The organism is Roseovarius sp. TE539 (assembly GCF_003298505.1).
GTDB lineage: Bacteria > Pseudomonadota > Alphaproteobacteria > Rhodobacterales > Rhodobacteraceae > Roseovarius.
Genome location: NZ_QNGB01000005.1, coordinates 151,870 through 177,102, shown reverse-complemented (window position 1 = coordinate 177,102; position 25,233 = coordinate 151,870). Strand labels below are relative to the sequence as shown.

22 protein-coding genes and 1 tRNA gene are annotated in these 25,233 nt (G+C 61.7%); 21 read left to right on the top strand and 2 right to left on the bottom strand.

Annotated features, from left to right (window positions below):
• The first annotated feature begins 88 nt into the window (after positions 1–88).
• From DQW77_RS05455 to DQW77_RS05395, 13 genes are all read left to right on the top strand, one after another.
• Positions 89–823, top strand: a complete 735-nt coding sequence (locus DQW77_RS05455) for a hypothetical protein (RefSeq protein WP_309301307.1) — start codon at positions 89–91, stop codon at positions 821–823.
• 139 nt (positions 824–962) lie between these two features.
• Positions 963–2,138 carry an elongation factor Tu gene (gene tuf, locus DQW77_RS05450; RefSeq protein WP_113257154.1) on the top strand — a complete coding sequence of 392 codons (1,176 nt, stop codon included), beginning with the start codon at positions 963–965 and terminating at the stop codon, positions 2,136–2,138.
• A gap of 386 nt (positions 2,139–2,524) precedes the next feature.
• A tRNA-Trp gene (locus DQW77_RS05445) sits at positions 2,525–2,600 on the top strand.
• A 161-nt stretch (positions 2,601–2,761) separates the two neighbouring features.
• Complete coding sequence (locus tag DQW77_RS05440; protein WP_113257167.1) at positions 2,762–3,250, top strand: hypothetical protein; 489 nt, start codon at positions 2,762–2,764, stop codon at positions 3,248–3,250.
• A 78-nt stretch (positions 3,251–3,328) separates the two neighbouring features.
• On the top strand, positions 3,329–3,526 hold the full coding sequence (gene secE / locus DQW77_RS05435) for a preprotein translocase subunit SecE (RefSeq protein ID WP_113257166.1): 198 nt from the start codon (positions 3,329–3,331) through the stop codon (positions 3,524–3,526).
• A gap of 189 nt (positions 3,527–3,715) precedes the next feature.
• A complete protein-coding gene (gene nusG / locus DQW77_RS05430; protein WP_113257219.1) occupies positions 3,716–4,249 on the top strand; it encodes a transcription termination/antitermination protein NusG in 534 nt (177 codons plus the stop codon).
• A 139-nt stretch (positions 4,250–4,388) separates the two neighbouring features.
• On the top strand, positions 4,389–4,814 hold the full coding sequence (gene rplK / locus DQW77_RS05425; RefSeq protein WP_113257165.1) for a 50S ribosomal protein L11: 426 nt from the start codon (positions 4,389–4,391) through the stop codon (positions 4,812–4,814).
• Between the two features lies 1 nt (position 4,815).
• Positions 4,816–5,514, top strand: a complete 699-nt coding sequence (gene rplA, locus DQW77_RS05420) for a 50S ribosomal protein L1 (RefSeq protein WP_113257164.1) — start codon at positions 4,816–4,818, stop codon at positions 5,512–5,514.
• A 259-nt stretch (positions 5,515–5,773) separates the two neighbouring features.
• Entirely contained in the window at positions 5,774–6,292 is a 519-nt protein-coding gene (gene rplJ, locus DQW77_RS05415) for a 50S ribosomal protein L10 (protein ID WP_113257163.1), read from the top strand.
• A 71-nt stretch (positions 6,293–6,363) separates the two neighbouring features.
• Complete coding sequence (rplL, locus tag DQW77_RS05410) at positions 6,364–6,744, top strand: 50S ribosomal protein L7/L12 (protein WP_113257162.1); 381 nt, start codon at positions 6,364–6,366, stop codon at positions 6,742–6,744.
• Between the two features lie 276 nt (positions 6,745–7,020).
• Positions 7,021–11,157, top strand: coding sequence for a DNA-directed RNA polymerase subunit beta (rpoB, locus tag DQW77_RS05405; RefSeq protein WP_113257161.1), 4,137 nt, complete (start codon positions 7,021–7,023; stop codon positions 11,155–11,157).
• A gap of 99 nt (positions 11,158–11,256) precedes the next feature.
• Complete coding sequence (gene rpoC / locus DQW77_RS05400; RefSeq protein ID WP_113257160.1) at positions 11,257–15,501, top strand: DNA-directed RNA polymerase subunit beta'; 4,245 nt, start codon at positions 11,257–11,259, stop codon at positions 15,499–15,501.
• Positions 15,502–15,629: 128 nt separating this feature from the next.
• Positions 15,630–16,532, top strand: coding sequence for a DMT family transporter (locus DQW77_RS05395; RefSeq protein WP_113257159.1), 903 nt, complete (start codon positions 15,630–15,632; stop codon positions 16,530–16,532).
• Here DQW77_RS05395 and DQW77_RS05390 read toward each other — a convergent pair.
• On the bottom strand, positions 16,465–17,289 hold the full coding sequence (locus DQW77_RS05390; RefSeq protein WP_113257218.1) for a glycosyltransferase: 825 nt from the start codon (positions 17,287–17,289) through the stop codon (positions 16,465–16,467). The genes DQW77_RS05395 and DQW77_RS05390 overlap by 68 nt on opposite strands.
• Before the next feature lie 34 nt (positions 17,290–17,323).
• Positions 17,324–18,145 (bottom strand): putative rhamnosyl transferase, encoded by an 822-nt coding sequence (locus tag DQW77_RS05385; protein WP_113257158.1) that lies wholly within the window; start codon positions 18,143–18,145, stop codon positions 17,324–17,326.
• 329 nt (positions 18,146–18,474) lie between these two features.
• Here DQW77_RS05385 and rpsL point away from each other — a divergent pair, with 329 nt between their 5' ends.
• The 8 genes from rpsL (at position 18,475) to DQW77_RS05345 (ending at position 25,046) form a co-directional block, all read left to right on the top strand.
• Positions 18,475–18,846: a 30S ribosomal protein S12 gene (gene rpsL / locus DQW77_RS05380; RefSeq protein ID WP_113257157.1), complete on the top strand. Its 372-nt coding sequence runs from the start codon at positions 18,475–18,477 to the stop codon at positions 18,844–18,846.
• Between the two features lie 92 nt (positions 18,847–18,938).
• Entirely contained in the window at positions 18,939–19,409 is a 471-nt protein-coding gene (gene rpsG, locus DQW77_RS05375) for a 30S ribosomal protein S7 (RefSeq protein WP_113257156.1), read from the top strand.
• A 21-nt stretch (positions 19,410–19,430) separates the two neighbouring features.
• Positions 19,431–21,548, top strand: a complete 2,118-nt coding sequence (gene fusA, locus DQW77_RS05370) for an elongation factor G (RefSeq protein ID WP_113257155.1) — start codon at positions 19,431–19,433, stop codon at positions 21,546–21,548.
• An 84-nt stretch (positions 21,549–21,632) separates the two neighbouring features.
• Positions 21,633–22,808: an elongation factor Tu gene (tuf, locus tag DQW77_RS05365; RefSeq protein ID WP_113257154.1), complete on the top strand. Its 1,176-nt coding sequence runs from the start codon at positions 21,633–21,635 to the stop codon at positions 22,806–22,808.
• 163 nt (positions 22,809–22,971) lie between these two features.
• Entirely contained in the window at positions 22,972–23,280 is a 309-nt protein-coding gene (rpsJ, locus tag DQW77_RS05360; RefSeq protein ID WP_113257153.1) for a 30S ribosomal protein S10, read from the top strand.
• A gap of 16 nt (positions 23,281–23,296) precedes the next feature.
• A complete protein-coding gene (gene rplC / locus DQW77_RS05355) occupies positions 23,297–24,139 on the top strand; it encodes a 50S ribosomal protein L3 (RefSeq protein ID WP_113257152.1) in 843 nt (280 codons plus the stop codon).
• On the top strand, positions 24,136–24,753 hold the full coding sequence (gene rplD / locus DQW77_RS05350) for a 50S ribosomal protein L4 (RefSeq protein WP_113257151.1): 618 nt from the start codon (positions 24,136–24,138) through the stop codon (positions 24,751–24,753). Before rplC ends, rplD begins: the two co-directional genes overlap by 4 nt.
• Positions 24,750–25,046, top strand: a complete 297-nt coding sequence (locus tag DQW77_RS05345; RefSeq protein WP_113257150.1) for a 50S ribosomal protein L23 — start codon at positions 24,750–24,752, stop codon at positions 25,044–25,046. Before rplD ends, DQW77_RS05345 begins: the two co-directional genes overlap by 4 nt.
• Positions 25,047–25,233: the final 187 nt, after the last annotated feature.

Below are 25,233 nucleotides of genomic sequence, written 5' to 3'. Positions count from 1 at the left end.
AACAGGACATGCGCCCGCCGGACGGCATGACGGTGTCGGGTCAGAATTCTTCACCGCGGTTTGCCACTGCCCGCGGGCGGGCGGCCCTATGCCGGTCATTGCCTTGCGTGGCTGTGTACGCTATCCCGTCGCGGACCGTAACACCGAGGGATTGTCGATGATCCGCCTTCTTGCCCTGCTTGTGGCCCTCAGTGCCCTGGCATCCTGCACAAACCCCAACGACCTGGACAAGGCCCCGGTGCCGCTGGGTGATTTCAGACTCGGGCACAATGTCGTTGTGGCCCCCAACCTGACCAAGGGGCCGGCATCCCGCGAAGCATCCAAGGAAGAATGGATCGAAGCGATGAAATCGGCTGTCGACGAGCGTTTCAGCCGTTTCGATGGCGACAGTCTCTACCATCTGGGGATCAGTGTCGAAGGGTATGTGCTCGCGGTGCCCGGCGTGCCGATCGTGGCCTCGCCGAAATCGGCGCTAATCATCAAGGTGACGGCCTGGGACGACGCCGAGGGTGTCAAACTCAACGGGGAACCGGAAACAGTGACAGTGGTCGAATCGATCTCGGGGCCGACATTGCTGGGGTCCGGTCTGACCCAGTCCAAGGAAACCCAGATGAGCAACCTGAGCCGAAATGCCGCCAAGCTCATCCAGAACTGGCTGGTCCGCGAGCATAACGCGAATGGCTGGTTCGAACCCGAACCGGATGCGTCGAAGGACGATGCGCAAGCGGGCGGCGATGCCGAAGGCGATGAGGTGGACCCGGAAACTGCCGAAAATGGCGTGCCCGCAAGTGACCTCATCGACCTGGAGGAAAGCCAGGACTGACAAGCGACGATCCCGCCTTGCGTGGCAGGGCGGGCCTTTGGTGAAGGAAGCGCTTGATTTTCCGGACGTGACCCAATAAACGCCGCGCGAAGATAACAACCGGGCTCGGCCCCCCAACTTGACAAGGCGCCTCAAGACCATGGCAAAGGAAAAGTTTGACCGTTCTAAGCCGCACGTTAACATCGGTACTGTTGGTCACGTTGACCACGGCAAGACGACGCTGACGGCGGCGATCACGAAGTATTTCGGTGATTTTCAGGCTTACGACAAGATTGACGGCGCGCCCGAGGAGAAGGCGCGCGGGATCACGATCTCGACGGCGCATGTTGAATACGAGACGGATGCGCGCCACTACGCGCACGTGGACTGCCCCGGTCACGCCGACTACGTCAAGAACATGATCACGGGCGCGGCGCAGATGGACGGCGCGATCCTGGTCGTGAACGCGGCCGACGGTCCGATGCCGCAGACGCGCGAGCACCTTCTTCTGGCCCGCCAGGTTGGCGTTCCGGCGATCGTGGTCTTTCTCAACAAGGTTGACCAGGTTGACGACGAGGAGCTTCTTGAGCTCGTGGAGATGGAGGTTCGCGAGCTTCTGAGCGAGTACGAGTTCCCGGGCGACGACATTCCGATCGTGGCGGGCTCGGCGCTTGCGGCGATGGAGGGGCGTGACCCGGAGATCGGGGAGGAGAAGATCAAGGAGCTGATGACGGCCGTTGACGATTACATCCCGACACCGGAGCGTGCGGTGGATCAGCCGTTCCTGATGCCGATCGAGGACGTGTTCTCGATTTCGGGCCGCGGCACGGTGGTGACCGGCCGGGTCGAGCGTGGCGTGATCAACGTTGGCGACGAGATCGAGATCGTGGGTCTGAAGGACACGCGCAAGACGACCTGCACGGGCGTGGAGATGTTCCGCAAGCTTCTGGACCGCGGCGAGGCGGGGGACAACATCGGCGCGCTTCTGCGCGGCATCGACCGCGAGAGCGTTGAGCGCGGCCAGGTCCTGTGCAAGCCCAAGTCGGTGACGCCGCACACGAAGTTCGAGGCGGAGGCCTATATCCTGACCAAGGAGGAGGGCGGGCGCCACACGCCGTTCTTCGCCAACTACCGCCCGCAGTTCTATTTCCGGACCACGGACGTGACCGGCACGGTGACGCTGCCGGAGGGTACGGAGATGGTGATGCCGGGCGACAACCTGAAGTTCGCGGTCGAGCTGATCGCGCCGATCGCGATGGAGGACGGGCTGCGCTTCGCCATCCGCGAGGGCGGCCGCACCGTCGGCGCCGGCGTCGTCTCCAAGATCATCGAGTGACCCTGGCCTGACAGAACGCCCGGAAAGGCCCGGGTCTCGAAAAAAATACAGGGAAAGGGCGCACCGTGCGGCGCCCTTTTCCTTTTCCGGACACGCGCCTGTCATCCGCTCGCAGCGGGCGGAGGCCATCTCTGGACAAGAACCGCGTGATCGACAGGCCCGACCGCACCTGGTCACGACCGAGGCTTTTGTGATGAATCACCGCTTTTCCCGGCTGCCGGAAATTGCCCGGTGGGACAGGCCGTTCGCCCGGACCCCGGCCCATGAGGCCGCGATGCGCGACGGCGTTCTGATGGCGCCGGAACGGGCGGAAATCTCCGCCCCGCCCGGAACAGATGAGGGTTGAACTTTCAACGGGCTTGGCGTAATCGGGACATCGCTTGCGAAGGGGTATAGCTCAGCTGGTAGAGCGACGGTCTCCAAAACCGTAGGTCGCGGGTTCGAACCCTGCTGCCCCTGCCAATTCTTCCACAAAACATCCTGCGACCGTCACGGATCGGGCCGGGCTGCGCCAATTTCCTGCCCGATTTGCGGATTAGGGTATACGTGGCGGAGGCCCGTGGTGTTGCGGTATCCGTCGTGAAGATTGCGCAGTATCGTTGGGTGATAACGGGAGGAGCAGGATGCGGATCCGCAAAAGGACGGGAAACAAGACGACCAAGGCCAGACGATTCCGGCACGCCGCGGTGGGATCGGTTCATGAAAAGCCTCTCGAACCGGAAGGCAACCTGCGCCCGGCAGCACGATACCTGTTGATCGTCGGGTCGGTTCTTGTCCTGCTTCGTTGGCCTTTGGTGGCGCTTTCTTCGCTGGTCCTGCCGCTCCTGATGCTCGCCCTGTTGCGCCTCTGCCTTGGTGGTGAGCGGCTTTGCAGCCTTGCCGTTTCAGTGTACGGGCGGCTTGCTGAACGCCGTCCCGGGCTGGCCGAAGCTCTCCGCCACGCCGCGGACAGCCTCGCCCTTTTCCTCGACGGCATTCTCGATCGCTTGCCCGAGAAATGGACACAGGGCCTGTATCTGCCCGATTTCGGCACGCCTCCGGAGCCGGATATTCAGCCCGAGACGCGTCCCGACCCCTTCGATCGTCTGGCCGCCGAAGCGCGAAGGGGCTGAGGTTGGTTGTCGGCTATTGAATTCCGGGCAGCAGGGGCGTATGTGCGCCAAAACCGGTAGAAAGAGAAGACAGCGCAGATGGCACGCACCAACCCGCTTCAGTTCATTCAGCAGGTCCGCTCGGAAGTCGCCAAGGTTGTCTGGCCGACGCGCCGCGAGGTGTTGTTGACCACCGTCATGGTTTTCATCATGGCAACGCTTACAGCGATCTTCTTCGCGCTTGTCGATCTGCTGATCCGGACGGGCCTGCAAGGTGTTCTGGCCTTCTTCGGCTGAGATGGCTGAAAATAGCGGCCGGCCCCTTGAAATCAGGGTGCTTTGATTGTAGTTGACACGGCACTTCGAACAATGGCGCGCGGCGATTCGTGTTGCGCGCCGATTTTGTTTCCGAAAGACTTCGGGCAACTGCCCGTTATGACTGTTAAATTCGGCCGCAACGCCGGGAATACGAAGGTTTGGGTCAGGATGGCGAAACGGTGGTACTCGGTGAGCGTTCTTTCGAATTTCGAAAAGAAGATTGCCGAGCAGATCAGGCAGGCCGTGGCTGAGCAGGGCCTCGAGGACCAGATCGAAGAAGTTCTGGTGCCCACCGAGGAAGTGATCGAGGTGCGTCGCGGCAAGAAGGTGACTGCGGAACGTCGTTTCATGCCCGGTTATGTTCTGGTGCGCATGGAGATGTCGGATCAGGGGTACCACCTGATCAATTCGATAAACCGTGTCACGGGTTTCCTCGGCCCCCAGGGTCGTCCCATGCCGATGCGCGACGCAGAGGTCAACACGATCCTGAATCGTGTTCAGGAGGGCGAAGAGGCGCCGCGCACCCTGATTTCCTTCGAGGTCGGCGAAAAGGTCAAGGTCAATGACGGGCCGTTCGAGGATTTCGACGGGATGGTCGAGGCGGTGGACGATGAAAACCAGCGTCTGAAGGTGACGGTTTCGATCTTCGGCAGGGAGACGCCTGTCGAGCTGGAATATACGCAGGTGACGAAGCAATCGTGACCGGCGAGGTCCATCTGCCCGCATCGGGCGGATGCGCCGAAACCGTGGGAGGCGAGGGTGCCGCGGCAGCCGAGCCGGACCACACAACAGAAATCCCCGGGGGCGCGCTCTTGGGGTGTTGGAAGAAAGGAGAGGCCAAATGGCCAAGAAACTCGCCGGCACGATGAAGCTTCAAGTGCCCGCCGGACAAGCCAACCCGTCCCCGCCCGTGGGGCCGGCGCTTGGTCAGCGCGGTATCAATATCATGGAATTCTGCAAGGCATTCAACGCCAAGACGCAGGAAATGGAGCAAGGTGCGCCATGCCCCACGGTGATCACCTATTATCAGGACAAATCCTTCGAGATTGATATCAAGACGCCCCCGGCGTCGTATTACCTCAAGAAGGCCGCGAAGCTGAAGTCCGGATCCAAGACACCCGGCCGTGACACCGCCGGAACGGTCACGACCAAGCAGGTCCGCGAAATCGCGGAAGCCAAATGGAGAGACCTGAACGCGAACGATGTGGAGTCGGCGATGAAGATCGTGCTTGGCAGCGCGCGTTCCATGGGCATCGAGGTGAAATAAGATGGCAAAGATCGGAAAACGCACCCGTGCCGCCCGCGAGGCCGTCAACGGCAAGCAGAACGTGACCGTCGAAGAGGCGATCGACCTGATCAAGACGAATGCCCGCGCGAAGTTCGACGAAACCGTCGAGATCGCGGTCAATCTGGGTGTCGATCCGCGCCATGCGGACCAGATGGTTCGCGGCGTGGTCGGCCTGCCCAATGGCACCGGCAAGACGGTCCGCGTCGCGGTATTTGCCCGTGGCCCCAAAGCGGAAGAGGCCGAGGCCGCCGGCGCCGACATCGTTGGTGCCGAGGATCTCATGGAAACCGTGCAAGGCGGCGAGATCAATTTCGACCGCTGTATTGCCACCCCTGACATGATGCCTGTTGTCGGTCGGCTGGGCAAGGTCCTGGGGCCGCGCAATCTTATGCCCAACCCCAAGGTGGGTACGGTCACGATGGACGTCGCGCAAGCGGTCAAGGACGCCAAGGGCGGCCAGGTTCAGTTCAAGGCAGAGAAGGCCGGTGTCGTTCACGCGGGTGTGGGCAAGGCATCGTTCTCGGCCGAGCAGCTGGCCGAAAATGTCCGCGCCTTCATCTCGGCGGTCAACAAGGCCAAACCCGCCGGGGCCAAGGGTACGTATGTCAAGCGAATCTCCCTGACCTCCACGATGGGGCCGGGCGTGAGCGTCGACGTGGGCAACGCCGCGTCGGAATAAGGAATTTGCCCCGGGTTTACGCCCGGGGTGAATGGCAGGGCCGGATTTCCGGCCTTGTCCTGTCCGAGATGGAGGGTTGGACCGGCAGTGATCCGGTCCTGTAATTCCTTCCTGAGATGGGGAACGAGAAGAGATTTCCGCGAAGGCGCTGTCTTCGGGTGATCATGGCCTCGGGACCCTGAAACTGGACCCGAATGCCCCGGACCCGATCCGGGGTCAAACTGAGCCGGGGGGAGACCCCCAGAATTGGAGTGAAACTGTGGATAGAGCCCAGAAAGAGAAAGTGGTCGAGGAACTCGGCCAGATCTTCGAAAGCTCTGGCGTCGTGGTGGTTGCACACTACGAGGGTCTGACAGTTGCCGAAATGCAGGATCTTCGCGCCCGTGCACGCGGTGCCGAGTCCTCTGTTCGTGTTGCCAAGAACAGGCTCGCCAAGATCGCCCTCGAGGGCAAGCCATGCGCAAGCATTGCCGAATTCCTCTCGGGCATGACCGTACTGACCTTTTCCGAGGACCCCGTGGCAGCAGCCAAGGTGGCCGAGGGCTTTGCCAAGGACAACAAGAAGTTCGAGATTCTTGGTGGGGCAATGGGGTCGGACGCTCTGGACCGTGACGGTGTCAAAGCCGTGTCCGACATGCCGTCGCGTGATGAGCTCATTGCTCAACTCGCGAGCTGCATCGGGGCACCCGCTTCGAACATCGCCGGTGCGATTGGCGCCCCTGCTTCGAATATCGCGAGCATCCTTTCGACCATCGAAGAGAAGGCCGAAGCGGCATAAGCAACCTGTCATGATCCGCGTGGGGCAGGACCCGGCGTTGGAACACATCTATAAATGGAAAGAGTCACGAAATGGCTGATCTGAAAAAACTGGCTGAAGAGATCGTTGGTCTGACGCTTCTCGAGGCACAAGAACTGAAAACCATCCTCAAGGACGAATACGGCATCGAACCCGCCGCGGGCGGCGCCGTCATGATGGCTGGCCCTGCAGGCGATGCAGGTGCCGAAGAAGCCGAGGAGCAGACTGAATTCGACGTGGTCCTGAAATCGGCCGGCGCCTCCAAGATCAATGTGATCAAGGAAGTCCGTGCCATCACCGGCCTCGGTCTCAAGGAAGCCAAGGAACTGGTCGAGGCTGGCGGCAAGGCCGTCAAGGAAGCTGTCGACAAAGCCGAGGCAGAAGAGATCAAGGGCAAGCTGGAAGCAGCCGGTGCCGAGGTCGAGTTGAAGTAATCCGTGCGTGCGGGCACGCATCCCGCAGAAAGCGCAGGGTGCGTGATCTCATGCACCCTGCGATCAGGCTGGATCCGGGTTTTCCGGGTCCAGTCGAACCTGTCTCAGAGAGGTCCTGCTGCCCGCGGGAATTTTCTAAGGCGAGGTTCGTGCGATCGGGAGGCCGCTGGTGGGACAGCGGCCGGGAATTGATCGGAACACGCCGTCTCAAATGGCCTGCGATGCTGGAGCCCGACAGCATTCGCGGCCGGTGAGAAATGAAAGGTGACCAGACACATGGCTCAAACCTACCTTGGCCAGAAACGTTTGCGCAAGTATTTCGGCAAGATCCGCGAAGTCCTCGACATGCCGAACCTCATCGAGGTGCAAAAATCCTCGTATGATCTGTTTCTCAACTCCGGCGATCAACCCGATCCGCAGGACGGGGAAGGCATCAAGGGTGTCTTTCAGTCGGTTTTCCCGATTTCGGATTTCAACGAGACGAGCGTGATCGAGTTTGTCAGCTACGATCTGGAAAAGCCGAAATACGACGTCGAGGAGTGCATGCAGCGCGACATGACCTACAGCGCGCCGCTCAAGGTCACGCTGCGGCTGATCGTATTCGACATCGACGAGGACACTGGCGCGAAATCGGTCAAGGACATCAAGGAACAGGACGTGTTCATGGGCGATATGCCCCTGATGACGCCGAACGGCACCTTCGTCGTCAACGGCACCGAGAGGGTGATCGTCAGCCAGATGCATCGCAGCCCCGGCGTGTTTTTCGATCATGACAAGGGCAAGACGCATGCAAGTGGCAAGCTGCTGTTCGCCTGCCGGATCATCCCTTATCGCGGCTCGTGGCTGGACTTCGAGTTCGATGCGAAGGATATCGTGTATGCCCGCATCGACCGCCGCCGCAAATTGCCGGTGACAACGTTGCTCTATGCACTTGGACTGGATCAGGAAGGCATCATGGATGCCTATTATGACACGGTTGATTTCAAGCTGAAGAAGAACAGCGGCTGGGTCACGAAGTTCTTTCCCGAGCGGGTGCGCGGGACGCGCCCCAACTACGACCTGATCGATGCCAATACCGGCGAAGTCATTGCCGAGGCCGGCAAGAAGGTCACCCCGCGTGCGGTGAAAAAGCTTCTGGACGAGGGCAATGTGGAGGATCTGCTGGTCCCGTTCGATCATATCGTCGGCAAGTTCGTCGCCCGTGACATCATCAACGAGGAGACCGGCGCGATCTATGTCGAGGCCGGTGACGAATTGACCTGGACCACCGACAAGGACGGGGAGGTAACCGGCGGCACGCTCAAGGAGCTTTTGGACGCCGGCATCACCGACATTCCGGTGCTGGATATCGACAATATCAATGTCGGCGCATACATGCGCAACACGATGGCCATGGACAAGAACATGAACCGCGAAAGCGCGCTCATGGACATCTACCGTGTCATGCGGCCGGGTGAACCGCCGACGGAAGAGGCCGCATCGGCCCTGTTCGACACGCTCTTTTTCGATTCCGAGCGCTATGATCTCAGCGCCGTGGGCCGCGTGAAAATGAACATGCGCCTGGCTCTGGACAAGCCCGATACGCAACGCACGCTGGATCGCGAGGATATCGTCGCCTGTATCAAGGCGCTGGTGGAACTGCGTGACGGCAAGGGTGATATCGACGACATCGACCACTTGGGCAACCGCCGGGTGCGCTCGGTGGGCGAGCTGATGGAGAACCAGTACCGCGTCGGCCTGCTGCGCATGGAGCGCGCCATCAAGGAGCGCATGTCGTCGGTGGAGATCGACACCGTGATGCCGCAGGACCTGATCAACGCCAAGCCCGCCGCCGCCGCGGTACGCGAATTCTTCGGCTCATCGCAGCTGTCGCAGTTCATGGACCAGACCAACCCGCTGTCCGAGGTCACCCACAAGCGGCGCCTGTCGGCGCTCGGACCCGGCGGGCTCACGCGCGAACGCGCCGGCTTCGAGGTGCGTGACGTGCACCCGACCCACTATGGCCGCATGTGCCCGATCGAAACGCCTGAAGGGCCGAACATCGGCCTGATCAACTCGCTCGCCACCTTTGCGCGGGTGAACAAGTATGGCTTCATCGAAACCCCCTACCGCAAGGTCGAGAGCGGGCAGGTGACCGATGAGGTGCAATACATGTCCGCCACCGAGGAAATGCGGCACACCGTCGCCCAGGCCAACGCCAAGCTCGACGATGCGGGCCGTTTCGTGAACGACCTGGTCAGCACCCGCCAGTCGGGCGAATACATGCTGGCCCCGAACGAGACGGTGGACCTGATCGACGTCAGCCCCAAGCAGTTGGTTTCGGTCGCGGCCTCGCTAATCCCGTTCCTGGAAAACGACGACGCCAACCGCGCGCTCATGGGGTCCAACATGATGCGCCAGGCGCTGCCCTTGGTGCAGGCCGAGGCGCCGCTCGTGGGCACCGGGATCGAGGGCGTCGTGGCCCGCGACAGTGGTGCCTCGATCATGGCCCGCCGCGCCGGGGTGATCGACCAGGTCGATGCCCAGCGGATCGTGGTGCGCGCCACCGAGGATCTGGAACCCGGCGATCCCGGGGTGGACATCTATCGCCTGCGCAAGTTCCAGCGCTCCAACCAGAACAGCTGCATCAATCAGCGGCCGCTGGTCAAGGTCGGCGATACGGTGCTCAAGGACGAGGTCATCGCGGACGGGCCCGCCACCGACATGGGCGAACTGGCGGTAGGCCGCAACGTGGTTGTCGCCTTCATGCCCTGGAATGGCTACAATTTCGAGGACTCGATCCTGATCTCCGAGCGCATGGTGCGTGACGACGTCTTCACCTCGGTCCATATCGAGGAGTTCGAGGTCGCCGCGCGTGACACCAAGCTTGGCCCCGAGGAGATCACCCGCGATATTCCCAATGTCGGCGAGGAGGCGCTCAGGAACCTTGACGAGGCCGGCATCGTCTATATCGGCGCGGATGTGGAGCCCGGTGATATCCTCGTGGGCAAGATCACGCCCAAGGGCGAAAGCCCGATGACGCCGGAGGAAAAACTTCTCCGCGCGATCTTCGGCGAAAAGGCATCGGACGTGCGCGACACCTCGCTGCGTGTGAAACCGGGCGATTTCGGCACCGTCGTGGAGGTCCGGGTCTTCAACCGCCACGGGGTGGAAAAGGACGAACGCGCCCTGCAGATCGAGCGCGAGGAGGTCGAGAGCCTGGCACGCGACCGCGACGACGAGCTGGCGATCCTCGAGCGCAACATCTATGCGCGCCTCAAGTCGATGATCCTCGGAAAGACCGCCGTGAAAGGCCCCAAGGGCGTCAAGGCAAATTCCGAGATCACCGAGGAGCTGCTCGAGACGCTGACCAAGGGCCAGTGGTGGCAGCTTGCCCTCAAGGACGAGGCCGACGCCCAGATTGTCGAGGCCCTGAACGAGCAGTACGAGGCGCAGAAGCGCGCGCTCGACGCCCGTTTCGAGGACAAGGTCGAGAAGGTCCGCCGCGGCGACGACCTGCCGCCGGGTGTCATGAAGATGGTCAAGGTCTTCATCGCGGTGAAGCGCAAGCTTCAGCCGGGTGACAAGATGGCCGGGCGTCACGGCAACAAGGGCGTGATCTCGAAGGTGGTGCCGATGGAGGACATGCCGTTCCTCGCTGACGGCACCCCGGTTGATTTCTGCCTCAACCCGCTGGGTGTTCCCAGCCGGATGAATGTGGGCCAGATTCTTGAAACCCACATGGGCTGGGCCGCGCGCGGCCTGGGGATCAAGATCGACGACGCCCTGCAGGAGTACCGCAGATCGGGCGATCTTACCCCGGTGCGTGAGGCGATGAAGCTGGCCTATGGCGATGATGTCTACGAAGAGGGCATCAGCGGCATGGACGAAGGCCAGCTTGTCGAGGCGGCCGGCAATGTGACCGGTGGTGTGCCGATCGCGACACCGGTGTTCGACGGCGCCAAGGAGGCTGACGTCAACGACGCGCTGACGCGGGCGGGCTTCTCCGAAAGCGGGCAGTCGATCCTCTATGACGGGCGCACGGGTGAGCAGTTCAGCCGCCCTGTCACCGTCGGAGTGAAGTACCTGCTCAAGCTGCACCACCTGGTGGACGACAAGATTCACGCGCGCTCGACCGGGCCGTACAGCCTCGTCACACAGCAGCCATTGGGCGGCAAGGCCCAGTTCGGTGGACAGCGTTTCGGCGAAATGGAGGTCTGGGCACTGGAAGCCTACGGTGCCGCCTACACGCTGCAGGAGATGCTCACCGTGAAGTCCGATGACGTGGCAGGCCGCACCAAGGTGTATGAATCGATCGTCAAGGGCGAGGACAGCTTCGAAGCCGGCGTGCCGGAATCCTTCAACGTGCTCGTCAAGGAGGTCCGCGGCCTGGGCCTCAACATGGAACTCCTGGATGCGGAGGAGGACGAGTAGGCGCGGCGCACCGGACCCTTTGAAAGGGTCCGGTCCGTTTTCTTTTCAAGAAAACGGCGTCTTATCGCCCTCCATCGCCAGTCTCTAAGGATTAGAAAAATGAACCAGGAACTCACGAACAACCCGTTCAATCCGAACGCCCCGGCCCAGGTCTTTGACGAGATCAAGGTCAGCCTCGCCAGCCCCGAGCGCATCCTCAGCTGGTCCTATGGCGAGATCAAGAAACCCGAGACGATCAACTACCGCACCTTCAAGCCCGAGCGTGATGGTCTTTTCTGCGCCCGCATCTTCGGGCCGATCAAGGATTACGAATGCCTTTGCGGCAAGTACAAGCGCATGAAGTATCGCGGCGTCGTGTGCGAGAAATGCGGCGTCGAGGTGACGCTCCAGAAGGTCCGGCGCGAGCGCATGGGCCATATCGAACTGGCCGCGCCCTGTGCGCATATCTGGTTCCTGAAATCGTTGCCGTCGCGCATCGGCCTCATGCTGGACATGACCCTGCGTGACCTCGAGCGTGTTCTCTACTTCGAGAACTACGTGGTGATCGAACCCGGGCTGACCGACCTGACCTATGGTCAGATGCTAACCGAAGAAGAGTACATGGACGCCCAGGACGCCTATGGCATGGACGCCTTCACCGCCAATATCGGTGCCGAGGCGATCCGTGACATGCTGGCCCAGATCGACCTTGAAACGGAAGCTGAACAATTGCGCGCGGATCTTGCGGAAGCAACCGGCGAGCTGAAACCAAAGAAAATCATCAAGCGCCTCAAGGTTGTCGAAAGCTTTCTGGAATCCGGCAACCGCCCGGAATGGATGATCATGACCGTAATACCGGTCATTCCGCCTGAGTTGCGCCCCCTGGTTCCGCTCGACGGCGGGCGCTTCGCGACCTCGGACCTCAACGACCTTTACCGCCGGGTGATCAACCGCAACAACCGCCTCAAGCGGCTGATCGAACTGCGCGCGCCCGACATCATCGTGCGCAACGAGAAGCGGATGCTGCAGGAATCCGTCGATGCGCTCTTCGACAACGGCCGCCGCGGCCGGGTCATCACCGGCGCCAACAAGCGCCCGCTCAAGTCGTTGTCGGACATGCTCAAGGGCAAGCAGGGCCGCTTCCGCCAGAACCTTCTGGGCAAGCGGGTCGATTTCTCGGGTCGCTCGGTCATCGTGACGGGCCCCGAGCTCAAGCTGCATCAATGCGGGTTGCCCAAGAAGATGGCGCTGGAACTGTTCAAGCCGTTCATCTATTCGCGGCTCGAGGCCAAGGGCCTCAGCTCAACGGTCAAGCAGGCGAAGAAACTGGTCGAGAAGGAGCGTCCCGAAGTCTGGGATATCCTCGACGAGGTGATCCGTGAACATCCGGTCATGCTCAATCGCGCGCCGACTCTGCACCGTCTCGGTATCCAGGCGTTCGAACCCACGCTGATCGAGGGTAAGGCCATTCAGCTTCACCCGTTGGTCTGCTCGGCCTTCAACGCCGATTTCGACGGTGACCAGATGGCTGTTCACGTGCCTCTTTCGCTGGAAGCGCAGCTTGAGGCACGGGTGCTGATGATGTCCACCAACAACGTGCTCAGCCCGGCCAACGGCGCGCCGATCATCGTGCCGAGCCAGGATATGATCCTGGGGCTCTATTACGTGTCGTTGATGCGCGAGGGCATGAAGGGAGAGGGCATGGCATTCGCCTCGATCGAGGAGGTGCAGCACGCGCTGGACGCGGGCGAGGTGCACATGCATGCGAAGATCACGGCGAGGATCCCGCAGATCGACGAGGAAGGCAACGAGGTGACGATCCGCTGCGAGACGACTCCAGGTCGCGTTCGTCTGGGTGCGCTGTTGCCGAAGAACACCAAGGCCCCCTTCGACCTGGTCAACAAGCTGCTGCGCAAGAAGGAAGTGCAGCAGGTGATCGACACCGTGTACCGCTATTGCGGCCAGAAGGAGAGTGTCATCTTCTGCGACCAGATCATGTCTATGGGTTTCCGCGAGGCCTTCCGTGCCGGTATCAGCTTCGGCAAGGACGACATGGTGATCCCCGATGACAAGTGGTCCATCGTGGGCGAAACCCGCGATCAGGTGAAGGGCTTCGAACAGCAATACATGGATGGCCTGATCACCCAGGGTGAGAAGTACAACAAGGTCGTCGATGCCTGGTCCAAGTGCAACGATCAGGTAACCGAAGCCATGATGGGTACGATCTCGGCCTCCGTGACCGGTGAGGATGGCGCCGAGGTGGAGCCGAACAGTGTCTACATGATGGCCCATTCCGGTGCGCGCGGCTCGGTCACCCAGATGAAACAGCTGGGAGGGATGCGCGGCCTGATGGCCAAGCCCAATGGCGACATCATCGAGACACCGATCATCTCGAACTTCAAGGAAGGCCTGACCGTTCTTGAATACTTCAATTCCACCCACGGCGCGCGTAAAGGCCTCAGTGATACTGCTCTCAAGACCGCGAACTCGGGGTACCTGACCCGGCGTCTTGTCGACGTGGCTCAGGACTGCATCGTGCGGGATCATGATTGCGGCACCGATCGCGGTATCACCGCGGAAGCGGCTGTGAATGACGGTGAGATCGTGGCCACCCTCGGGGAACGTGTGCTCGGACGTGTCGCGGCCGATGACATCCTTCGCCCGGGCACCGAGGAGGTGCTCGTGAAAGCCGGCACCCTGATCGACGAGCGCATGGCCGACATCGTGGAGGAAGCCGCGGTACAGACGGCGCGGATCCGTTCGCCGTTGACCTGTGAAGCCGAGGACGGCGTTTGCGCATTGTGCTACGGGCGTGACCTGGCGCGCGGGACGATGGTCAACACGGGCGAGGCTGTGGGCATCATCGCGGCCCAGTCAATCGGTGAACCCGGTACACAGCTGACGATGCGGACCTTCCACATCGGTGGCGTTGCGCAGGGGGGGCAGCAATCATTCCTCGAAGCCAACCAGGCCGGCACCGTGGTCTACGAAAACGCGCAGACGCTCGAGAATTCCAGTGGCGAAACCCTGGTGATGGGCCGCAACATGAAGTTGCGGATCATCGGCGAGGGCGACGCGGAACTGGCCAGTCACAAGGTCGGTTACGGCACCAAGCTTCATGCCCGCGACGGCGAACCTGTCGAGCGTGGTGACAAGCTTTTCGAATGGGATCCCTACACACTTCCGATCCTTGCCGAGAGAGGCGGCACGGCCAAGTTCGTCGATCTGACCAACGGTGTTTCGCTGCGTGACGAAACCGACGATGCCACCGGCATGACCCAGAAGATCGTCACCGACTGGCGCGCGGCGCCGAAGGGCAACGAACTGAAGCCCGAAATCCTGATCGTTGGCGATGACGGTGAGCCGGTGCGCAATGACGCGGGCAACCCGGTTACATACCCGATGTCCGTTGACGCGATCCTCAGCGTCGAGGAAGGTGATCGGATCGAGGCCGGCGATGTCGTGGCGCGAATTCCGCGCGAGGGTGCCAAGACCAAGGACATCACCGGCGGTCTGCCGCGGGTGGCCGAACTTTTCGAGGCGCGGCGTCCCAAGGATCACGCGATCATCGCCGAGATCGACGGCTATGTCCGGTATGGGCGCGATTACAAGAACAAGCGCCGCATCACGATCGAGCCGGCCGACGACACACTGGACCCGGTCGAATACATGGTGCCCAAGGGCAAGCATATCCCCGTCCAGGAAGGGGATTACGTGCTCAAGGGCGATTACATAATGGACGGCAACCCCGCACCGCATGACATCCTCAGCATCCTCGGCGTCGAGGCACTTGCAGAGTACATGATCAACGAGGTGCAGGACGTCTATCGCTTGCAGGGCGTCAAGATCAACGACAAGCACATCGAGGTTGTCGTGCGCCAAATGCTCCAGAAGTGGGAGATCCTTGACAGCGGGGAAACGACCTTGCTCAAGGGCGAACATGTGGACAAGGCGGAATTCGATGCCGCCAACGACAAGGCGATAGCAAAGGGCGGCCGCGCCGCGCAGGGGGAACCGATCCTTCTGGGCATCACCAAGGCCAGCCTTCAGACGCGCAGCTTCATCTCTGCCGCGTCCTTCCAGGAAACGACCCGCGTGCTGACCGAAGCGAGTGTTCAGGGCAAGCGTGACAAGCTGGTGGGCCTGAAGGAGAACGTGATCGTCGGTCGATTGATACCGGCGGGAACCGGTGGCGCCACCCAGGACGTGCGGCGTGTCGCGCAGAGCCGTGACAACGTCGTCATCGAGGCCCGGAAAGAAGAGGCCGAGGCTGCCGCGGCCCTTGCAGCGCCGGCTGAGGATGACGTGGTCGGTGGTGATGAGTTCGACACACTGGTGGAAACACCGGAAAGCCGCGACGACTGAACCGGCTCGGATACATGATCGAAGGCCCCGCTTCTGGCGGGGCCTTTGCTTTTCCGGGGGTGCGGTTTTGCGCTTGCCGAGGCTCGGGGCAGCTGTCTAACTCCGCGCGAACCGACAAGAGGTGAAGGATGCCACGTTCCGAGAATCTGACCGGCGCTTTGCTGATGATGGCCTCGATGGCCGCCTTCACGCTGAACGACACGTTCATGAAGGCGCTGGCAGGTGAGGTGCCGTTGTTCCAGCTTCTGTTCCTGCGTGGGGTGCTGACCTCTGTCGCGGTCGGGATCATGGCATGGCGCATGGGGGCCTTCGTGCGCGGGTTGCCGCGCAAGGATCTTCATGTGATCGCGCTGCGGACCCTCGGCGAGATCGGGGCGGCGTATTTCTTCCTGACCGCGCTTTTCAGCATGCCCATAGCCAATGTCACCGCGATCCTTCAGGCGTTGCCGCTGACCCTGACCCTGGCCGCGGCCGTGTTTCTGAAGGATCCGGTCGGTTGGCGGCGGATGGCGGCGATCCTTGCCGGTTTCGTTGGTGTCATGCTGATCGTCCGCCCCGGTGCCGAAGGGTTCACGATCTATTCGCTCTATGCCTTGACAGCGGTGGGTTTCGTCACTCTCCGCGATCTTGCAACCCGCCGTTTATCGACCGCCACGCCATCAATGCTGGTCACTTTCATCACCTCGGTGGCGGTCATGGTGTTCTTCGGGTTGGCCAGTCTTTCCGTCGACTGGGCGCCGATGGATGTCCGTGCGGCCGGCTTCACCATCGGCGCGGGCGTCATGATCATCGGGGGGTACCTGTTCTCGATCATGGTGATGCGTGTTGGTGAAATCAGCTTCGTCGCACCATTCCGCTATACAGGGCTGCTCTGGGCGCTGTTGCTGGGTTGGATCGCGTTCGGGGAATGGCCGGCGCCGATCACGCTGTTCGGGGCGGCAATCGTGGTGGCCAGCGGCATTTTCACCCTTTACCGGGAGGGACGGCTGGGGCGCCAAAAACCTCCTTTACCCGGCTCTCGTCCACGTTGAAGGCGCTCCGGAAGAGCGCACGCTTGTCGTCGGTCAGGGGCTCCAGCTCGCCGGGGTCGAACTTGTCCCCGGAATCGTTGTCGTCATGCTTGGCGCGCAGAAACATGTCCGGATCCGGATGAATGAGGGTCGGCATCTCGTGATGGAGCTTGTGATGAGCAAAGTTCATCACCGTCTTGGGATCGCCTGCCCGGAACAGGACCGCCAGCCCGCAGGCCCAGAATCCCGCAGTTACCGGAGCCGCGCGAATGCCCTGTGCTGACAGGATCACCGAATGCCCGCTGTTGAATTCCACTGCCATGTTTCTCGCATGACGGTGAATGCGTTCGCTCCGGCCCATCAGCTTGCGGCTCCTGCGCACGAAGTTCAAGTTCACCGCGTCGTCATCGTCCAGCCGGAATTGCAATGAGTCCGTCGTGTTGGACCCAAGCTCTTCCTGGATGGCCAATTGCATTGCCAGCCGGTGCTTCATGGGGGGGCTCGCGACCAGCCGGATCTGTGGCACCGGCGCGATCAGTGTCTCAAGCCGGCTACGCCAGATTTCCGGCAGGCTTTCTCCGACAAGAATCAGGAAGGTGAAATCCGGGTCCGACTGCGCGGCGATCGAAGGCAGGGTGAGGGTTTCGAAATGCCGGAACCGCAGATCCATGCGGGAGGACTGGTAGAGATAGGCTTCGCGGTCCTCGATGCTGTCATGCATGCGCCGGAACCCGCCGAGGGCAGGGTAGGAGAAGCGGCATATTCCGATCACGCGCATCAGAACCTCCCCGGCCTTATCCAGATGCGGCCTGTCACGTGGCGTAAAGCGCCCTGACATGCGCGGCGTCGATATTAAAGTTTTCCTTGAAATAGGCTTCGCCGCCCTTGTCGAGCAAGGAAACCCTTGGCGGTTTGAGGTCCCGGGTTTGGCGGGAGTCATTGAATTCGTTATGCCCGCGGACAAACATGAATTCGCCTGTCAGGCTCAGGACCGGCATGGACCGGCACAACTTGGCGTGGCTGAAATTCATCACCCCGCGAGAGGCCCGGGGCTTTACTGCCACCGCCAGCGCCGGGGTCCACAATGTTTCCACGACCGCCCGCACGCCGACGCCGTCCGCGCCGGGCCGCGCGACAAAACCCTGATTGAAATCAATTCCCACATAGCGGTTGCGTCGGATCAATGGCCGGATGTCATTTGCAGCCTCGCGCAGGCGCTCGACGAAATTTACCGAAACGGCATCGTCATCGTCCATCCTGAATTGCAGACTGGGCAGATCACTGGTTTCACGAACGGCATTGATCGCCGCCTTCATGACATCGCGGTGGCGTCCGGGCTCATGTTCCTGGATCACTGCTTGCGGCAGGTTGGCAAGCAATGCCGCAAGCCGTTGGCGATAGGGGTCCGGGAGGCTTTTTCCGATGATCACCAGAAAGGTGAAATCCGGGTCTGTCTGGGCGCGCAGCGGTGGAAGCGTAAAGGATTCGAAGGTTCGGAATCGTTCCTCCATACGTTCCGGCGCGTAGAGATACGCCTCGCGCTCGGGGACCGAAGCGTGCTCGACCTGGAAGCCCCCGATCGCGGGATAAGAGAACCGACAGAGCCCGATGACCTGCATGTTGCGACTGTTCATTTGTCGCCTTGCCCGATTACCTGTAACAGTCCGTGATCATTGCATTGCCGGCGATGCAAGGCAAGCCGCGGGGCCTGTTGACAACCCCGTCGACTCCGCCTATACGCGCGTCATCCCGGCCCGGGGCATTCCCCGCCGCCGATATCAGAACTGTAGTGGTCAAGATCCGGGCGCTCACGCCCCGATCCTCTGGAAACCCACCGCGTCGTGCCTGACGATCAGGATGCGGCGGCGGTGTTTGCGTTTTGCGGACGCGTAAGGCGCACGCTTAGATGAACCGCACGCGGCCGCGTGCAGACACATGTGTTGAGAGACGGGGAAAAACCGGAATGCCAACGATCCAGCAGCTGATCCGCAAGCCGCGGCAGCCGAAAGTCAGGTCACAGAAATCCATGCACCTGCAGGGATGCCCGCAAAAGCGTGGCGTTTGCACGCGCGTCTACACCACGACGCCGAAGAAGCCGAACTCGGCCATGCGGAAAGTCGCCAAGGTGCGTCTGACCAACGGTTACGAGGTGATCAGCTACATCCCCGGCGAAAGCCACAACCTTCAGGAACATTCGGTGGTCCTGATCCGCGGCGGACGTGTCAAGGACCTTCCGGGCGTGCGCTATCATATCCTGCGCGGCGTGCTCGACACGCAGGGCGTGAAGGACCGCAAGCAGCGCCGCTCCAAGTATGGCGCGAAACGCCCCAAGTGACGCCATTCGGCGTCATCCCCGCTAGGGTGGGGATCTCACTGGTTTGAGATTCTCGGGTCAGGCCCGAGGATGACAAGAGGAAAGAGAAACACATGTCCCGTCGTCATGCCGCTGAAAAGCGCGAGATTCTGCCCGACGCCAAATTCGGCGACAGGGTGTTGTCGAAGTTCATGAACAACCTGATGGTGGACGGCAAGAAGTCCGTCGCCGAAAAGATCGTCTACAACGCGCTCGATCGTGTCGAGAACAAGGTGAAGCGCGCGCCGGTGGAGATCTTTCATGAGGCGCTTGACAACATCAAGCCGTCCGTCGAGGTGCGTTCGCGGCGCGTTGGCGGCGCCACCTACCAGGTGCCCGTCGAGGTGCGCCCCGAGCGTCGCGAGGCGCTCGCGATCCGCTGGCTGATCGTCGCATCGCGCGGTCGCAACGAAAACACGATGGAAGAACGTCTGGCCGGTGAACTGCTTGATGCTGTCAACAGCCGTGGTTCCGCCGTCAAGAAGCGCGAAGACACTCACAAGATGGCGGAGGCGAACAAGGCCTTCAGCCATTACCGCTGGTAACCCTTCAGAGGCACACGACTCATGGCACGCGATTATCCGCTCGAACGCTACCGCAACTTCGGCATCATGGCCCATATCGACGCAGGCAAGACCACCTGCTCGGAACGGATCCTGTTCTACACGGGCAAGTCCCACAACATCGGTGAAGTGCACGATGGTGCGGCGACGATGGACTGGATGGAGCAGGAGCAGGAACGCGGCATTACCATCACCAGCGCCGCGACCACAACCTTTTGGGAGCGCACCGAGAATGGCAAGGAGCCTGACTCGGAAAAGCACCGCCTGAACATCATCGACACCCCCGGCCACGTGGACTTCACCATCGAGGTGGAAAGGTCGCTGGCCGTTCTCGACGGCGCCGTATGTGTCCTGGATGCCAATGCCGGTGTTGAGCCCCAGACCGAGACGGTCTGGCGCCAGGCGGACCGTTACAAGGTGCCGCGCATCGTTTTTGTCAACAAGATGGACAAGATCGGCGCCGATTTCTTCAATTGCGTGAAGATGATCGAGGATCGTACAGGCGCGCGGGCCGTGCCCGTCGCCTTGCCGATCGGCGCCGAGAACGAGCTTGAGGGCGTGATCGACCTCGTGACCATGAAGGAATGGGTCTGGCGCGGCGAGGATCTCGGCGCGACCTGGTTCCAGGAAGATATCCGTGCCGACCTCAAGGAGCAGGCCGAGGAATGGCGCGGCAAGCTCATCGAGAACGCCGTCGAGATGGACGACGACGCGATGATGGAATACCTCGAGGGCAACGAACCTGACGTGCCGACCCTGCGCAAGCTGATACGCAAGGGGACTCTCAGCCTGAGCTTCGTGCCGGTGCTGGGCGGATCGGCCTTCAAGAACAAGGGTGTGCAGCCGTTGCTGAACGCCGTGATCGATTACCTGCCCAGCCCGATGGACGTGGTCGATTACATGGGGTTCGCGCCGGATGACGAAACCGAAACGCGCGACATCCCGCGGCGTGCTGATGACACGATGCCGTTTTCCGGCCTGGCGTTCAAGATCATGAACGATCCGTTTGTCGGATCACTCACCTTCACCCGCATCTATTCCGGGATTCTCAGGAAGGGTGATACGATCCTCAACGCGACCAAGGGCAAGAAAGAGCGTATCGGCCGCATGATGATGATGCATTCGAATGACCGGACCGAGATCGAGGAAGCGTTCGCCGGCGACATCATCGCGCTGGCCAGCCTCAAGGACACCACCACCGGTGATACCATCTGTGATCCCAAGGCGCCGGTGGTTCTGGAAACCATGACCTTCCCCGACCCGGTGATCGAGATCGCGGTGGAGCCCAAGACCAAGGGCGACCAGGAGAAGATGAGCCAGGGTCTTCAGCGCCTCGCCGCCGAGGATCCGTCCTTTCGGGTGGAGACGGATCTTGAATCCGGGCAGACCATCATGAAGGGCATGGGGGAGTTGCATCTCGATATCCTCGTCGATCGCCTGAAGCGCGAGTTCAAGGTCGACGCCAACATCGGTGCCCCGCAGGTTGCTTACCGCGAGACGATCGGCCACGAGATCGAGCACACCTACACTCACAAGAAGCAGTCCGGTGGCTCGGGCCAATTCGCCGAGGTCAAGCTGATCATCTCGCCCACGGAGCCGGGCGAAGGCTATTCCTTCGAGTCCCGCATTGTCGGCGGCGCTGTTCCCAAGGAATACATCCCCGGTGTCGAGAAGGGTATCGAGAGCGTGATGGACAGCGGACCGCTTGCCGGGTTCCCGGTGATCGACTTCAAGGTCGCGCTGGTGGACGGCAAGTTCCACGATGTGGACAGTTCGGTCATGGCCTTTGAAATCGCCGCGCGCATGGGCATGCGTGAGGGGCTGCGCAAGGCCGGCGCCAAGCTTCTGGAACCCATCATGAAGGTCGAGGTTATCACGCCCGAGGAATATACCGGATCGGTCATCGGTGATCTCACCAGCCGCCGTGGCCAGGTTTCCGGACAGGAGCCGCGCGGCAACGCCATCGCCATCGAGGCCAACGTGCCGCTTGCGAACATGTTCGGTTACATCAACACGCTGCGCTCGATGTCCTCGGGCCGGGCCCAGTTCACGATGCAGTTCTCGCATTACGAACCGGTGCCGACCAACATCAGTGAAGAGATCCAGGCGAAATTCGCATAGGCAGCGGTGCGGGGACGGCCCCGCACCCTACTCACCCGTAGGGTGCGTGCTTGCACGCACCGCAACGAAAACAAGGAGGCCATCATGGCAAAGGAAAAGTTTGACCGTTCTAAGCCGCACGTTAACATCGGTACTGTTGGTCACGTTGACCACGGCAAGACGACGCTGACGGCGGCGATCACGAAGTATTTCGGTGATTTTCAGGCTTACGACAAGATTGACGGCGCGCCCGAGGAGAAGGCGCGCGGGATCACGATCTCGACGGCGCATGTTGAATACGAGACGGATGCGCGCCACTACGCGCACGTGGACTGCCCCGGTCACGCCGACTACGTCAAGAACATGATCACGGGCGCGGCGCAGATGGACGGCGCGATCCTGGTCGTGAACGCGGCCGACGGTCCGATGCCGCAGACGCGCGAGCACCTTCTTCTGGCCCGCCAGGTTGGCGTTCCGGCGATCGTGGTCTTTCTCAACAAGGTTGACCAGGTTGACGACGAGGAGCTTCTTGAGCTCGTGGAGATGGAGGTTCGCGAGCTTCTGAGCGAGTACGAGTTCCCGGGCGACGACATTCCGATCGTGGCGGGCTCGGCGCTTGCGGCGATGGAGGGGCGTGACCCGGAGATCGGGGAGGAGAAGATCAAGGAGCTGATGACGGCCGTTGACGATTACATCCCGACACCGGAGCGTGCGGTGGATCAGCCGTTCCTGATGCCGATCGAGGACGTGTTCTCGATTTCGGGCCGCGGCACGGTGGTGACCGGCCGGGTCGAGCGTGGCGTGATCAACGTTGGCGACGAGATCGAGATCGTGGGTCTGAAGGACACGCGCAAGACGACCTGCACGGGCGTGGAGATGTTCCGCAAGCTTCTGGACCGCGGCGAGGCGGGGGACAACATCGGCGCGCTTCTGCGCGGCATCGACCGCGAGAGCGTTGAGCGCGGCCAGGTCCTGTGCAAGCCCAAGTCGGTGACGCCGCACACGAAGTTCGAGGCGGAGGCCTATATCCTGACCAAGGAGGAGGGCGGGCGCCACACGCCGTTCTTCGCCAACTACCGCCCGCAGTTCTATTTCCGGACCACGGACGTGACCGGCACGGTGACGCTGCCGGAGGGTACGGAGATGGTGATGCCGGGCGACAACCTGAAGTTCGCGGTCGAGCTGATCGCGCCGATCGCGATGGAGGACGGGCTGCGCTTCGCCATCCGCGAGGGCGGCCGCACCGTCGGCGCCGGCGTCGTCTCCAAGATCATCGAGTGACCGCAAACCGCGGGCTGTCCCGGGGTCCGTGCGGAAATCATGAGGTCCCGGGTCATCCCCGGGACGTCTTCCCCCGGAAGAGCCCGGGGAAAAGGTTCGACGAGGACGGCGGAATGATCCGGCCGGCCTCCTATCAACTCAAACGCCGCGAAAGGCTAAGAAAATGCAAAGCCAGAATATTCGCATCCGGCTGAAGGCCTTCGATTTCCGCGTGCTGGACGCCAGCACCCAGGAAATCGTGAACACGGCCAAACGGACCGGCGCCGACGTGCGCGGGCCGATACCGTTGCCGAACAAGATCGAGAAATTCACCGTTCTGCGTGGCCCCCACGTGAACAAGAAATCCCGCGACCAGTTCGAGATACGCACCCACAAGCGGCTTCTCGACATCGTCGACCCCACTCCGCAGACCGTTGACGCGCTGATGAAGCTCGACCTCGCTGCGGGTGTCGACGTCCAGATCTCTGTTTAAGGGAGGGCACCGAGACATGTTGCGCTCTGGAGTGATCGCGAAGAAGGTCGGCATGACCCGGCTCTTCATGGAAGACGGGCGGCAGGTGCCGGTTACCGTGCTGCAGCTGGACAAGCTGCAGGTGGTAGCCCGGCGCACGCCCGAGGAGCACGGCTATTCGGCGGTTCAGCTGGGTGCCGGGACGGCGAGGACGAAGCGCGTTTCGAAAGCGATGCGCGGACATTTCGCCACCGCCAAGGTGGAACCCAAGCGCAAGGTTGCGGAGTTCCGCGTCGCGCCGGAAAACCTGATCGACGTGGGTGAGGAAATCACCGCGAACCACTACTTCGAAGGACAGTTCGTGGATGTTTGCGGCACCTCGATCGGCAAGGGTTTCGCCGGGGCGATGAAGCGGCACAATTTCCGGGGGCTGGAAATGACCCACGGTGTGTCGATCAGCCACCGCTCGCACGGCTCCACGGGTCAGTGCCAGGACCCCGGGAAGGTGTTCAAGGGCAAGAAGATGGCCGGCCACATGGGCGCGGCGCGCGTGACCACGCAGAACCTGCAGGTCGTCCGCACGGACGCGGATCGCGGGCTCATCATGGTCAAGGGCGCGGTTCCCGGTTCCAAGGGTGGCTGGGTCACGATCAAGGATGCGGTGAAGAAGCCTTTCCCCGAAAACGCGATCCTGCCGGCGGCCCTGAAATCGGAGGCGGAAGCCGCCGCGAAGGCGGCTGAGGAAGCCGCCGCCGCTGCCGCCGCCGAGGAAGAAGCCGAAGCCAAGCGTCTTGCCGAGGAGCAGGCCGCCGAGGAAGCGGCAGCCGCAGCCGAGGCCGAGGCCGATATCGAGGCCGAGAAGAAGGATAGCGACGAATGAAACTCGACGTCATCAAACTGGACGGCGGCAAGGCGGGCTCGGTCGAGCTGGGCGAAGATATTTTCGGACTGGAACCGCGCGCCGATATCCTGCACCGTGTCGTCCGCTGGCAGCGCAACCGCGCCCAGGCGGGCACGCACAAGGTCAAGACGCGCTCGGAAACCAGCTATTCCAGCAAGAAGATCTACCGCCAGAAGGGCACCGGCGGCGCACGTCACGGTGACCGCAACGCGCCGATCTTCCGCAAGGGCGGGATCTACAAGGGGCCGGTGCCGCGCAGCCACGGACACGAACTGCCCAAGAAGTTCCGCAAGCTGGGCCTCAAGCATGCGCTCAGCGCAAAGGCAAAGGCCGGTGAGCTGGTGGTTCTGGACGAGGCCGAATCGCAGGGCAAGACCCGTGAATTGGCCAGGCAGGTAAAGGATCTTGGCTGGAAGCGGGCGCTGGTGATCGACGGTGCCGAGGTCAACGAAGGGTTTGCCCGGGCCGCGCGCAACATCGAGGGTCTCGATGTGCTGCCCAGTATCGGCGCGAACGTCTATGACATCCTCAAGCGTGACACGCTGGTGATCACGAAGGCGGGTGTCGAAGCACTGGAGGCTCGGTTGAAATGAGCGCGAAACCTCAACATTACGACGTTATCCGTAAACCGGTGATCACCGAAAAGGCGACCATGGCGTCCGAGCATGGCGCGGTTGTCTTCGAGGTGGCGATGGACGCGGCCAAACCCCAGATCAAGGAGGCCGTCGAGGCTCTCTTCGGTGTGAAGGTGAAAGCGGTCAATACCACGATCACCAAGGGCAAGACCAAGCGCTTCCGGGGTGTTTCCGGCAAACGCAACGACGTCAAGAAGGCCTATGTGACCCTCGAGGAGGGAAACACTATCGACGTGACCACGGGTCTTTGATAGGAGGCTGCATCCGCGGTTCCGGATTCGTCCGGGGCCGGATTTTCCGGGTGGGATCACCACCCGTCCGCCAGGCATGATGCCGGCGTTTTCACCGGGGACCTTCGGGGCCCTGTACCCAAGCCGGGATTGCCCCCGGCCACCAACATTGGCGGGGCGACCCGCCGCTTGCTAAACGGAAGACAGA